The following is a 15,321-nucleotide window of genomic DNA, read 5'->3' on the forward strand; positions in this document are numbered from 1 at the left end:
ACCGAAGGGAAGTAACATGAATGCATTGCGCAGAAAGTGGCAAAGCTTGCCGCGTGGCATTGTGGTGCTGATAACCGCGCTGGTTATCTACATTCCGCTGTCGTTCATCGTGATACAAAGTTTTCTCTCCGCTCCGTTCTTCTCCCCGTCAAAAGAGTGGAGCCTCGAGTCTTTCGGATTTATTTTCACCGATCCGGATTTTTATAAGGCGCTGAGAAGCGGCTTTATTCTGGCCTTCGGGCTGGTGGTGATTGCCATTCCGCTGGGCGGTATTCTGGCGTTCCTAATGGTGCGCACCGATTTGCCGGGCCGCCGCGTGATTGAACCGCTGATCCTGGTGCCGATTTTCGTCTCGCCGATGGTATTAGGCTTCGGTTACGTCGTGGCCGCCGGGCCGGTCGGGTTCTTCTCGCTGTGGGCGCAGGCGATCATCGGGTTTGTGCCGTGGAACATCTACGACATGTCGAGCATCGTGGTGATTGCCGGGCTGACGCACGTTCCGCACGCTTACCTGTACATCTCCTCGGCGCTGCGCAGCGTTGGCTCAGATGTGGAAGAAGCCGCGCGAACCGCCGGTGCCTCACCGCTTCAGGTCATGACTGCCGTCAGTTTGCCGATGGTGCGTCCTTCCATTTTATACGCCACGGTGTTGCTGTTTTTCCTCGGGCTGGAAGTCTTCGGGCTGATGCTGGTGCTCGGCGACCCGGAAGGCAACATGGTGCTGGCGACTTACCTCTATCAGTTGACCAATAAACTCGGTACGCCGTCTTACCATCTGATGGCCGCCGTCGCGGTGGTACTGATTTGTATCACCATTCCGCTGGTGATGTTGCAGCGCCGCCTGATGCGCACGGCGAACCGCTTCGTGACCGTCAAAGGCAAAGCCTCGCAGGCGCGGGCGTTGCCGCTCGGGAAATGGCGCTGGGTGGCCGGTGCGGTGGTGGCGTTCTGGCTGACCGTCACGATTGGCGTGCCGCTGCTCGGCGTAATGCTGCGTGCGTTTATTTCTAACTGGGGCGTCGGTGTTTCCCTGTGGGACGAACTGTCGTTCAACACGTTCCGCACCATCTGGGAACAGCCGAACCTGCTGCGCGCCATCGTCAACTCGATGGCAATCGGTGTCATCGGCGGCGCGCTGGCGGTGGCGTGTTATCTGTTTATCGGCATTGCGATGCACCGCAAACCGGACGGCGTCACGCGTTTTCTCGATTACAGCGTACTGGTGCCGCGTGCGGTGCCGGGCTTGCTGGCCGGTCTGGCATTTTTGTGGGTGTTCCTGTTCCTGCCGATGTGGCTGGATAACGCGCTCAAATCCGGCTGGCTTTCCGGGATGCCGTGGTCGCAATGGCTGCGCGACAACCTGGTGGTCTGGCTGCGTTCCCTGCGCAGTACCATTTTCAGCGTCTGGCTGGCGTACACCGTGGTGTGGATGGCCTACGGTCTGCGGCTGATTTCCTCCACGCTGTTGCAGGTCGGCCCTGAGCTGGAAGAAGCGGCACGCAGTACCGGTGCAACGCGCGGGCAGATTACCCGCCACGTCACGATCCCGTTGTCGCGCTACGGCCTGATTGGCTCGTGGTTGCTGATGTTCCTGATTTTCGAGCGCGAATATTCCACCGGTGTGTACCTGTTATCGCCGGGAACAGAAACCATCGGCTCAATGCTGGTTTCCCTGTGGGCGGCGGGTGCGATCGACATCGTTGCCGCGCTCTCCTTTATTAACATCCTGCTGGTGGTGTTAGGTCTGGGTATTGCCCTTCGTTTTGGAGTCAAATTACATGATTGAATTATCGGTCGAGAATCTGCACTTAACCTACGGCGACAACCCGGTACTCAAAGGTGTGTCGATGGACCTCAAACGCGGGGAAGTGGTGTCGTTGCTCGGGCCCTCCGGCAGTGGCAAAACCACGTTACTGCGCGCCGTGGCCGGGCTGGAAAAGCCGACGCAGGGCACCATTATCATCGGCAAAAACAAAGTTTACGACGGCACGCCGCGCAGCGAAATTCCGGCAGAAGAGCGCAACCTCGGGCTGGTCTTCCAGTCTTATGCACTGTGGCCGCACAAAACCGTGTTCGAGAACGTGGCGTATCCGCTGAAGCTGCGCAAAATCGCGGCGGGTGAAATCACGCAGCGCGTGCAGGATGTGCTGAATCAGCTCGGGCTGGGACATCTCGGCAAACGCCATCCGCATCAGCTTTCCGGCGGACAGCAGCAACGCGTGGCGATTGGCCGGGCGCTGGTCTACAACCCGCCGGTGATTTTGCTCGATGAACCGCTCTCCAACCTGGATGCCAAACTGCGCGAAGAAGCCCGCGTGTTCCTGCGCGAGCTGATCATCAAACTGGGGCTTTCGGCGCTGATGGTGACGCACGACCAGAACGAGGCGATGGCGATTTCCGACCGCATTCTGCTGCTTAACAACGGCAAAATTGAGCAACAGGGCACGCCGCAGGAAATGTACGGTTCGCCAAAAACCTTGTTTACCGCGGAATTTATGGGCAGCAATAACCGCCTGCACGGAAAAATCACCGACGTCCGCGACGGCAAAGCGCGGATTGAAGGCAGCGGCTGGACGCTGTGGGGGCAGGCGGGCGACGGCGTGCAAGCCGGGCAGGAAGGCACGGCAGTGATCCGCGTGGAGCGCGTGGTGCTGGCGGACGGGCCGGGCGATAATCAGCTGGAATTACCGCTGCTGACCAGCATGTACCTCGGCGACCGTTGGGAATATCTCTTCCGAACCTCCGGCGATGATTTTGTCATCCGTGCGTACGGCTCTGATGTGCGCGATCCGCAGCATTGTCATCTGGCTTTGCCGGAACAACATGTGTGGATCTTCCCTAAACAATAGGGAAGCACTCAGGGCGCTTGACACCAACAAGGGGAATCGACAGATTGGTTCCCCTTGTTTGTTTAAAACGGTTTTTCCATGACTCAGATTTCATCCTCCTCCGCGAACAGCACCTTAACCATTGTCAGTCTGGCCGACGTTCCTCAGTATCTGGACGTGGTGACCGAATATCTTCATGGCGAATGGTCTGACTTTCCTCACTGGGCGCAGAAAGAGTATATCCGCCAGCGGCTTATACAGCGGATCAGCAGCCGCGGACGCCAGTGTGTGCTGATTGCGCTGGATGAAAATGAGCAGGTTGTCGGCACCGCGGGCGTGATGCGTTACGAACTCAGCGATGTCCCGGAACGCAAATACTGGCTGGGCGAAGTGTTTACGCCGCGTCATTTGCGCGGAAAAGGGATTGGTACGGCGCTGGTCAAAGCCTGTATCAGCCGTGCGCGGGATGCCGGCCTGGAAACACTCTGGCTTTACACACCGGATCAGCAGGGGCTGTACGGGCGTCTTGGCTGGCAGGAAGTCGAAAACCGCGAAGTGGATCACGAACTGGTTACCGTGATGCAGCGCCCGCTCAGCTGAAGCCTTTAGTGCTATACCCTTCAGGGGAACCGTGTCCTGCGGTTTCCTGAAATATTTCTGTCATTTCCCGCGCGTAAAATTCTGCTTCTTATCCAAATAATGCAGAATAATCATGATTTTAACTTCTCATTTACGTATTGGTAAACTCCCTTTCAACAGATTATTTCGATCTGTTTTCACAAAACGTCCGCGGGGGATACTTTTCGGGGTGATTTGCGTTATCGCCCTGTTTTCTGCTTTACAGATTTTCTCCACTGTGGTGCTCACCAATATCCTTCAGGACGCGCGAAATAACGTCATCGCCACGGAAAACCTGCGTCAGCAACAGGCGGTGATGGATAAAGCCCGCATGGAACTGCTGATGGCCAGCGACAAACTCAACCGCGCGGGCATTTATTACATGCAGGATAAAGAAACCGGCTCCGACGGCAGCTGGCACAGCCTGATGCAGGAATCGCTGGATTCCCTGACTGCCTCGCAGAAAGCGTTTACCCGTTTCGACGGCATGACGAAGAACACCGACAAAGCCACCGCCGAGCTTAAAGCCAGCTACCAGATGTTCTTCGACGGGCTGCGCGAACAGTCGGACGGCCTGCAAAAAAACAACAATATTGATTCCTTCTTTGAAGTGCCGGTTCAGGCATTTCAGGATGATTTCAGCCAGAAGTATTACGCCTATCTGGACGTCAACGAACACACGGCGGTGTCGCTCAGCGACCGTTTGCTCAGTTCGCTGACGCAGGCGAAAACGTTATTTATGGGCGCGCTGGTGATTCTGGCGGTGATCGCTGTACTGGTCTGGCGCGGGGTCACGGCCTGGATTATCCGCCCGCTGCAACGGATGATCCGACATATCAGCGTGCTGGCCGCCGGGGATTTATCCCGCGACGTGGAAGACGATCATTCGCGTGTGATTGAAATGCGCGAACTGGGCGTGAGCCTGAGCAACATGCAGCGCGGCCTGCAAAAACTGGTCAGTGAAGTACGCGACGCGTCCTCGCACATCATGCTCAACATCAACCAGATGGCGAAAGGGAACGAAGAGCTGTCCGCGCAGGCGGCCATTCAGAGTGAAGAGCTGAAAGCGGCGACCGAGCACATCACCCATCTGAACACCCGGGTCAAAGAAAATGCCCTGCACGCGCAGCAGGCCAGCAAACGCGCCGAACAGGCCAAAGGCGTGGCGACGCGCGGCGGCGAAGTGATGGGGCAGGTGGATACGGCGATGAAAGAGATTGTCAGCCAGTCGACGGAAATGAGCAGCATCGTGTCGATGATCGACAGCGTGGCGTTCCAGACCAACATTCTGGCGCTGAATGCGGCCATCGAAGCGGCACACGCCGGGCAGCACGGGCGCGGCTTTGCGGTGGTGGCAAAAGAAATCGGCCTGCTGGCGCAAAAAAGCAGTCATTCCACACGCGGCATTCATCAGCTGATTGACGATTCTGTTGAGCAAATCGGGCGCGGATCGGCGTCTGTCAGCGTGCTGAGTCAGAGCCTTGAGGAAATCATCAACATCTTCAACGGCCTGAGCGCACTGGTGAATGAGATTTCAGAAGCGACGTTATATCAGGGGCAAAGTGTTCACGATGTCTCCGAACGGATCACCGCGCTTAACCTTGTGACGCTGAAAAACGGCAAACTGGCCGATCACGCAGCGGCATCTTCCCAGCAATTGCTCGACCAGTCACAGCGGCTGGAAAGGGCGGTGGCGCGTTTCGGGCTGGCATCGGCGTAAGTCACGGTTAGCTTTTATGCCAGACCAGCATACTGCCTTCGCTGTGGCCGGTAACCGGGTCGGTCGCCGGCAGCGGCACGGCTTTGACCGCTTTGGTGCGCGCGGCCAGCAGCGGCAGTTCGTCATGACACAAATCGGCTTTGACGTCAGGCGGGTAAGCGCCGACCAGCATAAAATCCTCGTCGGCGGAAATCTGTTTGTGGCCTGTACCGGCGGGCAGTAGCAGGACATCGCCCACTTTCACGTCAATAATCTTGCCGTGTTCGCCGCCGAGTTGCAGTTTGGCTGTGCCGGAAAAAACGCCCAGCGCTTCATGCGTATTCGAGTGGAAATGCGTGAACGTATAGACCGGATAACGCCACTGCGGCGGCCAGCCGTTGGCGCGGAAAAGGTGTTCGAGGTAACTGGCGTTATCGACGGTTTCTGGCGGGATCACGCGGTGATAAATCAGCACCGGTAAGGCGTTATTGGGTACGCCGCCATCGGGTTTATCAATCAGCAATGTGTCCATCGCGACCTCTCTGGCGTCCGCAAAGCCCAAACGGGGGATCGGCAACAGGGCCATCACACCCAGCAATGTCACAAACCGGCGTCGGTCCAAATGCATCAGGAATAGCTCCTTGTCGCGCAATCAAAGGCTTACATCATTCATGTATAGATCATAAACGGCGGGCTGGCCTCTTTTCAGGCGGCATTTTTTTGTCCGGCGGAAACCGGTTAAATTCGCACCAACGGTTATCAGAAAAAACTTAAAAACTGTAGCTATCAACAAATATAAGTCATATTCACTGGCTATATCGGCCATCTCTTCTAGTCTTAACAATACAAAAAAGACCTCAGGAGGAGATGTTATGAATAAGAAAATGTTGATTATGGTTGCTACAGCCGTTTCTGTACTGGCAGGGTGTCAGACTTACGATCGTGCAGCGAGTTACGTGAAAGAGCCTGTGGTCAGCGACGTTAAAGTCGGCATGACCAAATCTCAGGTTCGTGCTATTGCTGGGCCACCGTCAACGGAAGCGACGCTGATACATGCGAAAGGGACGTGTCAGACTTATGCGGTCGCCCCGCGTGACGGTAAAGCGCAGACGTACTTTGTCAGCTTTAACGACACCGGTCATGTCATGAATAAAGGCTATCAGTCTTGTTCAGACTACGACAAAGATCCGCAGGCCGCTCAGTAAATATGTGATGGTTAAGCTCCTCCCCCTGCGAAGGGGGAGGCAGGGAGGGGGTTTTAATGGCCGCTTAGTCGTTAAACCCACACCCCATCCCAGCCTTCCCCTCGTGAGAGGGGAAGGCGCAGAACCTCAGGCTTTCTCCGTCACAATCCTCACGCCGACTTTACTCACCTGATGCCCGTCCATCTCTGCAATCGTCCACGTCAGCCCGTCCCATTCGATATGGTCACCGATCACCGGTTCGCCACCCAGCAGGCGGATAACGAAGTGTCCCAGCGTTTGTGACTGGTCAACGGACTCTTCCAGATTCAGGCCATACAGTTGTGAAATTGCATCCAGCGGCGCATCAGCCTGCAAAATGAAATCCCCGAAGAAACGGTCGTCGAGCACGACTTTATTGCTGTCGCTGAACAGTTTACCCAACTCTGGTAAATCCTTTTCCTGACCGATCACACACAGAATATCGCCTTCTTTCAGCCGCGTACTGCCGGTCGGATGCAGCATTTCCTTGCCGCGAAACAGCGCCGCAATCCGCGTCGCCTGCGGCATTTGCAAGTCACGCAGCGCCGCGCCGACGCACCATTTGTCGGAGCCGAGCTGATACACAAACTGTTCCCAGTCGTTATAAACGTCGATGTCCAGCCCGACGCGGGAAATGGGCGTCGGCTGCGGCGGCACCAGCACTTTGGCTTTTTTCGCCGCAAAGCCCAGAGACGTGCCCTGAAGCAACAGCGATACCAGCACGATAAAGAACGCAACATTGAAATACAGCGTGGCGTTCGGCAGACCGGCCATCATCGGGAAAACCGCCAGAATGATCGGCACCGCGCCGCGCAGGCCAACCCACGAGATAAAGAAACGCTCGCGCAGGGTGAAGTTTTTGAACGGGATCAGGCTGACAAACACCGACAGCGGGCGCGCCAGCAGGATCATCCACAGGGAAAGCGCCAGCGCCGCAAGGGCGATGGGCAGCAAATCACTCGGCGTCAGCAGCAGACCAAGCACCAGGAACATCCCGATCTGGCTCAGCCACGCAAGCCCGTCGAACGTCTGCAAAATACCGTGACGGTTGCGGATCGGCATATTGCCGAGCATCAGCCCGCACAGATACACCGCCAGAATGCCGCTGCCTTCCAGTGACATGGTGGCCGCGTAAACCAGCAGGCCGCCGCTGAACGCCAGCAGCGGATACAGCCCGGCCGCCAGCGTGATTTTGTTGATGAGCTTATGCAGCAGCCAGCCGCCGCCGACGCCAAAGACAATGCCCAGGCCAAACTGGCGCACGACGTCTACGACAAACATCAGGTTAAGCCCGTGTTCGCCTTTGGAAATCATGTCGATGAGCGTAATGGTCAGGAAGACCGCCATCGGATCGTTGCTGCCGGATTCGATTTCTAACGTGGCGCTGACGCGTTCGTTCAGGCCTTTTCCGCCGATCAGCGAAAATACTGCGGCCGCATCGGTGGAGCCGATGATCGCGCCAATCAGTAAGCCCTGCATCAGATTGATATTGAACAACCAGGCGGCCGCCAGTCCGGTCAGTCCGGCGGTAATCAGCACGCCGACCGTGGCCAGTGAAAGCGCAGGCCAGAGGGCGACGCGAAAAGAAGAGGCGCGGGTGCGCATACCGCCATCGAGCAAAATTACCGCCAGCGCCAGGTTACTGACCAGATACGCCGCCGGGTAATTATCAAAGGCAATGCCACCGATTCCGTCGACGCCGGCCAGCATACCGATTGCTAGAAAAATGACTAAAATAGGGATACCGAGCTTCGAAGAGAACGAACTGAGCAAAATGCTCGCTGCGACTAACAGGGCGCCAATAAAGAAAAGGGTATTAATCGTGCTGGCGTCCAAGAGCGTTCTCCTTTTGATGCAAAATATGAGGCGAGGGCGCCATCAGAAAGGCGCTCCTTAATTTATCAGGAAAATGAGGGCGTTGCTGGGGTCATTTAGGATTTTTATTAGTGTAATGTCGTTTTCCACCGCACTGGAAGGTCAGACGGCGGAAAACGCATGAAAAGCCGTTAAACCCCTAAGCGGTCGCGCAGTGAATAATAGGCGGCACCGAGCAGGGTAAACGGCACCTGGAAGTTGCGGCCACCGAAAAACGGCATGTGCGGCAGGCGCGCAAATGCGTCAAAACGTTCCGCATCGCCGCGCAGCACTTCGGTAATCAGCTTCCCGGCCAGATGCGTCAGCGTCACGCCGTGACCGCTGTCGCCCTGCATATAGTAGATATTCTTTTCCAGCCGCCCGAACTGTGGCAGGCGCGAGAGCGTCAGCAGGAAATTGCCGCCCCAGCGGTAATCAATCTTCACGCCTTTGAGCTGCGGGAACGTGCGGTTGAGTTTTGGCAGGATCACCGAATCAATGTTCGGCGGATTCTTTCCGCCGTAGGTTACGCCGCCGCCGTACAGCATGCGGTTATCGGCAGTCAGGCGGAAATAGTCGAGCAGATAGTTGCAGTCTTCCACGCAGTAATTATTCGGCAGCAGCGACAGCGCCATATCGTCAGACAAAGGCTCGGTGGCGACAATCTGCGAGCCGCACGGCATGCTCAGACGCGTCAGGCGAGGCGCGAGTTGCTGGCTCAGATACGCGTTGCCCGCCAGAATCACATATTTCGCTTTGACCGTACCTTTCGCCGTGTGCGCGATGGCCGGTTCGCCATGCTCGATGCGCGTGACCGCCGAGCCTTCAAAAATGCGTCCGCCGTGACGGCGTATCGCTTCGGCTTCGCCCAGCACCAGATTCAGCGGATGAAGATGCCCGCCATTTTTATCCAGCAGACCGCCGACATAACGGTCGGTGGCGATTTCGCGGCGAACCGCGCTTTCATCGAGCAGCGACAGTTCGGTATGGCCGTAGCGGTTCCAGAGTTTTTGCTGGTCACGCAATTTATTGAGTTGTTTTCCGCTGAGGGCCGCGAAAATACAGCCGGGGCGGTAATCGCAGTCGATGGCGTATTGATCAATGCGCTGACGAATAATGTTCGCACCTTCGAACATCATGCTGCCGAGCATATCGGCGGTCTGACGGCCATAGCGGTCTTCAATCACATCGATATCACGGCTGTATGAGTTGACCACCTGCCCGCCGTTGCGCCCGCTGGCACCCCAGCCGACGCGCGCGGCTTCCAGCACCACCACGTCGTAACCGGCTTCGCACAGATATAACGCTGAAGAGATACCGGTATAACCGGCACCGACAATACAAACATCGCACTCAATATTGTCATTCAGCTCAGGCCACGGCGCGTGAGCGTTGACAGAACTGGCGTAATAGCTGTCGGTGTGAGGCGCACCGGCAGCGCGGGGACTTCCTGTTTGAGCACTCATGATGACATCCTTCTTTGGGTTCCCGTCGTCAGGCCCAGAGCGCTGACAACTAGAAGGTATTAGGAGTATGTGCGCTGACTATCCTGCAAATCCACGTCGAAATATTACTGAAACTGTGAGGGTTCGCGGTGTTAATCGCATAGCTTTGGCCCGCCCGCAGCGGGTAACTCTGCCCGTTGAGGGTTAAGATGATTTCTCCTTCGAGCAGGGTGCCGACTTCCTCTCCCTGATGTTTAATTTTGTCGCCCGTTGTGCTGCCGGGCTGATAGGTTTCCAGCAGCATGGCGACCGCGTGGTTTGGCGTGCCGTTATGCACCATTCGCATGGAAACCCCCCGGCTGCCGATCTCAATCAAGTCTGCCGCATTAATGACAATTCTCGGCTCGTCACTTTTGCGTTCTTCGGCGAAAAACTCCGATAACGACAGCCCGTAAACCCGCAATAACTTCTGCAACGTACTGACGGCGGGGCTGACTTTGTCCTGTTCGATGGTACTGATGGCGCTGTGCGTCAGGCCAGACAACTCGGCGGCTTTACGTTGTGACATGCCCAGTTGCTGACGAATTTCAGAAAGCCGGCGACCCGGTGCCAGACTGACTTCGCTCATCCTATTATTCCTCTTGTGCACGCCGGGCCTGATGGCCTTTGCGGCACGCCGCGATAAAAGCGTTAAACAGCTGACGGGAAACGGGATCCGTCAGGCTGTGCCATTCCGGATGCCACTGCACACCCAACGCAAACGGGTGACCGCGGACACTCACGGCTTCCACCAGATTGTCCGGCGCACGGGCTTCGACAGCCAGTTCCGCGCCCAGACGTTTGGCTCCCTGACCATGCAGGGAATTCACCTGAAACTGCTGATAATCGGGTAATAATTCTGAAAGTAAGCCGCCCGGCTCGATAAACACCGGATGCGCGAGATCGTACTGCGCGTCATGCGGCAACGACGTGTCTTCGCGGTGATCCATAAAGCCGGGTTCTTCCTGCACCTTGCGGTACAAGCTGCCGCCGGTCGCCACCACCAGTTCCTGCAAACCGCGACAGGCGGCAAACAGCGGAATTTTTTTATCCAGCGTGGCGCGGATAAGCTGCAAACTCAGACTGTCGCGGCCGGGATCGGCCAGCGCTTCGACGCCCTCTTCACCGTAACGATGCGGCTCAATATTACTCGGACTGCCGGTGAGAAAAATGCCGTCCAGCCCGCGCAGGATCTGGTCTATCGCCCCGTCGCGCGCGGCCAGTTCGTGTGGCAGGCAGACCGGCAGGGCATCGGCGTTAAAAATGGCGTCCAGATACTTCTCGTGGACGGTGAGCGCCGGGTTTTCATCTACCGTGTTTTCGCACATCACTACCCCAATGACCGGTCTGTAGCTTGTCTGTTTTCCTGCGGATGCCGTGGAAAATATATTGCCCATAATACCGCCTCTTTGAGTGGGTGAATGTGTCGCAGCGCGTGCCTCCCCGCACGCAAAGGGTCATCGCATGTCAATAATAATGCACTCCTGTTGAACAATTTAGCAGCGGAGCGGTGGCTTTTCAAACTGATATGTTGCGTGATTGTGGGTGTTGCAAATAATTAATGTTACAGCTAGGGTTAATCATATGGCCTATATTTTGAGCACGCCCGTGAGGATCAGGACTAATGAGAAGACTGCGTTGAACAGAACAATGAAACGGTAACGCATAACCGGCAGGCATCATGGTGGTGCCATTGACGCCGGAAACCAGCAAATGGCGGAAAACCTATGCAAACGACTGAACTGATGAACGATATTAAGAAAGAGATTAGCGGGAATGAACCCCTTGCTAAGCCGGTTGAAGAGCGAAGTAGCGCGTTCCAGGATGAAGTGTCTCAATACCTGGAGCGTCACCCGCTTACCCTGCACGTCGACGTCCTGCTCACCGATCTCAATGGTTCCTTCCGTGGCAAACGCATTCCTCTCTCCGCCCTGCGCAAACTCGAAAAAGGCTGTTATTTTCCGGCATCGGTCTTCGCTATGGACATTCTCGGTAATGTCGTGGAAGAAGCTGGTTTAGGCCAGGAACTGGGCGAACCCGACCGCACCTGCATTCCCGTTCCGGGCACATTAACGCCTTCGGCTTCCGACCCTGAACGCATCGCCCAGCTGCTTCTCACCATGCTTGACGAAGATGGCACTCCCTTTAACGTTGAACCACGCAATGTGCTGAACCATATCTGGCAAACATTGCGCCAGCGGGGCTTATTCCCGGTGGTAGCGGTAGAGCTGGAGTTCTATCTGCTCGACAGGCAGCGCGACGCGGAAGGCTATATTCAGCCGCCGTGTACGCCCGGAACACAAGAGCGCAGCCTGCATACGCAGGTGTATTCCGTCGATAATCTGGATCACTTTGCCGGTGTACTCAGTGACATTGACCGTCTGGCGCACATCCAGGGGTTACCGGCGGATGGCGCGGTGGCGGAGTCCTCTCCGGGACAATTCGAAATCAATTTGCACCACAGCGAAAATATTCTGCGCGCCTGTGACCATGCCCTGATGCTCAAACGTCTGGTGCGGCTGGTGGCGGAAAATCATGAAATGGACGCCACCTTTATGGCGAAACCGTATGACGACTATGCGGGCAGCGGGATGCACATCCATCTCAGCGTGCTCGATGACAACGGCAAAAACCTGTTCGCCGATGCGAACGGTAAAGATTCCGCGCTGATGAAACGTTCGCTCGCCGGGATGATAGCCCTGATGCCCGCGTCGATGGCCGTTTTAGCGCCAAATGTGAATGCGTTCCGTCGCTTCCAGCCGGGCATGTATGTTCCGACGCAGGCGTCGTGGGGGCACAACAACCGCACCGTCGCACTGCGCGTGCCGTGTGGCGGAACCGCCGATCACCGTGTGGAATACCGCGTGGCCGGTGCTGATGCTAACCCGTATTTAGTGGTCGCCACCGTGCTGGCCGGGATGCTTTACGGGCTGGACAACGATCTGCCGCTGCCGGAACCGGTCACCGGGAACGGGCTGGAGCAGGAAGGGATCCCGCTGCCAATCCGCCAGAGCGATGCGTTATATGATTTCGACGACCAGCCCGCGCTGAAGAAGATCCTCGGCGAACGTTTCTCGCAGGTCTATCACGCCTGTAAATCTGACGAACTGTTGCAGTTCGAAAGAAGAGTGACAGAAACAGAAATCGACTGGATGCTCAAAAACGCCTGATTCCCTTTATCATCATTTGGCGTTGCAGCGGCGCTGGCCGGGCAAGATGTTTAAAATCGGAAAAGAATTTGTAACTCACCGCCTCTGAATGTTGTCATTCATGCGTGATTTGTGCAAAATACGCGGCACTGCAGATAACCGACGCTTAAAGGCGCCGGTTATTTTTTTTGTATGTGCAGTACCCAAACTAATTCAACAGAGGCCGGACCCAGATCCGGATAGATAACAAGGTTCGTGTGCGACCCCAAATTAACAACGGTCGCCACTATGAGGAAATGTAAAATGGGGCAATATTTCAAACCTGTACCGGTGCCCGCCGGTGCTTCTTTCTGCTGCGGCCAGATTCGCACAGCCTTCACTTCCGTCATCAGCGATGTGAAGATTTACCCCCCGTTTACTGGTAATAACTCACGAAGTTTTCCCTGTACGTTGCTTTCAGAGGCGTTTAAGCGCCCGGTGTCTGCAATTCAGGGAGGACTGAGCCATGTCTGCTAAACCTTCTGCCGCTCCGGCCACTCAGCGCGTACAACTGCGTAAAACCCTGACGCTGGTTCAGGTTGTGATGATGGGTCTGGCCTATCTGCAACCAATGACTATTTTCGATACATTCGGCATTGTGTCCGGCCTGACCGATGGTCACGTCGCGACTGCGTACATCTTTGCGCTGATCGCCGTGCTGTTTACCGCCGTCAGCTACGGCAAACTGGTGCAGCGTTTCCCGTCTGCCGGTTCTGCTTACACTTACGCGCAAAAAGCCATCAGCCCGCACGTCGGCTTTATGGTCGGCTGGTCATCCCTGCTGGACTACCTGTTCATGCCGATGATCAACATCCTGCTGGCGAAAATTTACCTGGAAGCCATCTTCCCCGGCGTGCCTTCGTGGATCTTCGTGACTGCGCTGGTGGCCCTGATGACTGCGTTCAACCTGCGTGGCATCAAAGTCGTGGCTAACCTCAACAGCATTATTGTTGTGGTTCAGGTCGCGATCATGGTGGTCTTCCTCGGTCTGCTGGTCCGTGGCGTATACATGGGCGAGGGCATGGGCACGCTGGCGACGACAAAACCGTTCTTCAGTGAAAATGCGCATGTGGTGCCGATGATTACCGGCGCGACCATTCTGTGCTTCTCGTTCCTCGGCTTCGACGGCATCAGCTCATTGTCTGAAGAAACGCCCAACGCGGGCAAAGTCATCCCGAAAGCGATTTTCCTGACCGCACTGATTGGCGGCGTGATTTTCGTGGTGGTGTCGTACTTCCTGCAACTGTACTTTCCGGACATCTCGCGCTTTAAAGATCCGGACGCTTCACAGCCCGAAATCATGTTGTACGTGGCCGGTAAATTCTTCCAGTCCGTCATCTTGTGCTTCAGCTGTGTCACCGTTCTGGCATCCGGCATGGCCGCGCACGCGGGCGTTTCCCGTTTGCTGTACGTGATGGGCCGCGACGGCGTATTCCCGGAGAAAGTGTTCGGTTACGTGCACCCGAAATGGCGTACCCCGACGTTCAACGTTGTGCTGGTCGGTGTTGTGGCGATGTCTGCCGTGACCTTTGATCTGGTGACCGCCACGGCGCTGATTAACTTCGGTGCGCTGGTGGCCTTCACCTTCGTGAACCTGTCGGTGATTTCCCAGTTCTATATCCGTGAGAAGCGTAACCGCACGCTGAAAGACCACATCAACTATCTGGTCCTGCCGGTGATCGGCGCGCTGACCGTCGGAGCTTTGTGGCTGAACCTCGAAGCCAGTTCGATGACGCTCGGGTTGGTGTGGGGCGCGATTGGCCTGGGGTATCTGGCGTTTATCACCAATGCGTTTCGTAAGCAGCCGCCGCAGATGAGCGGGGAGATAGCGCCGGAGGCGTGATTGCAGGAGGCCGCTGCAAATTGGCGGCTTTAAAGCCGGAATTGTGAAAATTTCGGTTTTTCAATGGCAGTGATCGCTCAGCGGCTCGCGCCGAAACCGACCAGAGGAGGGAAGTGCTTTCCCTCCTCTGGACTCCTCCCCGCTATTTACTCCGCGCTACCGCTCGCTGGCTATGTTTCAGTAACCACAATTATTGCCGCGAAATCTTGCCGCTGCGCGGTTCCTTCATATCGGTCTTCGAGCCTTTCGTCTCGAAACACTCATTCAGCAAAATTTCTGAAAGCGGCCTGAGGCTGAGTCAATCAGCAAGCTTTTGCGATCGATTGGTTTGCTCCTCCCCCTGCGAAGGGGGAGGCCGGGAGGGGGTTTTGCAAACAACTCACCTTTAAAGTTGCCATTTCGAACCCCATCCCGTCCTTCCCCTTGCCAAGGGGAAGGAGCAAATCAAAATCAGCCTGCATCTATCTTTCGAATTACAAAGCCAGTGGTCGCTTTCGAAACGACGTCGAATGAACGGTGAGAAACAGCGAGAGTCTTTTTTCGAGCAGGTTCGAACCTGAAATGAGAGGACCGCGTAGCGGCGA

Annotated in this window: 12 protein-coding genes; 7 read left to right on the forward strand and 5 right to left on the reverse strand. The window is 56.1% G+C overall.

Annotated elements, in window-relative coordinates; all coding sequences use genetic code 11:
- Positions 1 to 16: 16 nt before the first annotated feature.
- From BV494_RS02995 to BV494_RS03010, 4 genes are all read left to right on the forward strand, one after another.
- Positions 17 to 1,786 carry an ABC transporter permease gene (locus tag BV494_RS02995; RefSeq protein ID WP_104921509.1) on the forward strand — a complete coding sequence of 590 codons (1,770 nt, stop codon included), beginning with the start codon at positions 17 to 19 and terminating at the stop codon, positions 1,784 to 1,786.
- Entirely contained in the window at positions 1,779 to 2,849 is a 1,071-nt protein-coding gene (locus BV494_RS03000; protein ID WP_104921510.1) for an ABC transporter ATP-binding protein, read from the forward strand. Before BV494_RS02995 ends, BV494_RS03000 begins: the two co-directional genes overlap by 8 nt.
- Positions 2,850 to 2,927: 78 nt before the next feature.
- On the forward strand, positions 2,928 to 3,428 hold the full coding sequence (locus BV494_RS03005) for a GNAT family N-acetyltransferase (protein ID WP_104921511.1): 501 nt from the start codon (positions 2,928 to 2,930) through the stop codon (positions 3,426 to 3,428).
- 112 nt (positions 3,429 to 3,540) lie between these two features.
- A complete protein-coding gene (locus BV494_RS03010; RefSeq protein WP_104921512.1) occupies positions 3,541 to 5,166 on the forward strand; it encodes a methyl-accepting chemotaxis protein in 1,626 nt (541 codons plus the stop codon).
- Between the two features lie 7 nt (positions 5,167 to 5,173).
- On the opposite strand, the gene BV494_RS03015 is transcribed toward BV494_RS03010, so the two are convergent.
- Positions 5,174 to 5,773 (reverse strand): cupin, encoded by a 600-nt coding sequence (locus BV494_RS03015; protein ID WP_104921513.1) that lies wholly within the window; start codon positions 5,771 to 5,773, stop codon positions 5,174 to 5,176.
- 244 nt (positions 5,774 to 6,017) lie between these two features.
- Here BV494_RS03015 and osmE point away from each other — a divergent pair, with 244 nt between their 5' ends.
- Positions 6,018 to 6,350, forward strand: coding sequence for an osmotically-inducible lipoprotein OsmE (gene osmE, locus BV494_RS03020; protein WP_101075868.1), 333 nt, complete (start codon positions 6,018 to 6,020; stop codon positions 6,348 to 6,350).
- 126 nt (positions 6,351 to 6,476) lie between these two features.
- Here the strand turns inward: osmE and BV494_RS03025 are convergent, their stop codons facing one another.
- The 4 genes from BV494_RS03025 to puuD form a co-directional block, all read right to left on the reverse strand.
- Complete coding sequence (locus BV494_RS03025) at positions 6,477 to 8,204, reverse strand: potassium/proton antiporter (RefSeq protein WP_104921514.1); 1,728 nt, start codon at positions 8,202 to 8,204, stop codon at positions 6,477 to 6,479.
- 170 nt (positions 8,205 to 8,374) lie between these two features.
- On the reverse strand, positions 8,375 to 9,688 hold the full coding sequence (locus tag BV494_RS03030) for an NAD(P)/FAD-dependent oxidoreductase (RefSeq protein ID WP_104921515.1): 1,314 nt from the start codon (positions 9,686 to 9,688) through the stop codon (positions 8,375 to 8,377).
- A 49-nt stretch (positions 9,689 to 9,737) separates the two neighbouring features.
- A complete protein-coding gene (gene puuR, locus BV494_RS03035) occupies positions 9,738 to 10,295 on the reverse strand; it encodes an HTH-type transcriptional regulator PuuR (RefSeq protein WP_104921516.1) in 558 nt (185 codons plus the stop codon).
- A gap of 4 nt (positions 10,296 to 10,299) precedes the next feature.
- Positions 10,300 to 11,103 carry a gamma-glutamyl-gamma-aminobutyrate hydrolase gene (gene puuD / locus BV494_RS03040; protein WP_104921517.1) on the reverse strand — a complete coding sequence of 268 codons (804 nt, stop codon included), beginning with the start codon at positions 11,101 to 11,103 and terminating at the stop codon, positions 10,300 to 10,302.
- Between the two features lie 348 nt (positions 11,104 to 11,451).
- Between puuD and BV494_RS03045 the strand changes: the two genes are divergently transcribed.
- Entirely contained in the window at positions 11,452 to 12,876 is a 1,425-nt protein-coding gene (locus BV494_RS03045; RefSeq protein WP_104924679.1) for a glutamine synthetase family protein, read from the forward strand.
- Positions 12,877 to 13,360: 484 nt separating this feature from the next.
- A complete protein-coding gene (locus tag BV494_RS03055) occupies positions 13,361 to 14,737 on the forward strand; it encodes an APC family permease (RefSeq protein ID WP_104921519.1) in 1,377 nt (458 codons plus the stop codon).
- The last annotated feature ends 584 nt before the right edge of the window (positions 14,738 to 15,321 follow it).

This window comes from Rahnella sikkimica (genome assembly GCF_002951615.1).
Taxonomy (GTDB): Bacteria; Pseudomonadota; Gammaproteobacteria; order Enterobacterales; family Enterobacteriaceae; genus Rahnella; species Rahnella sikkimica.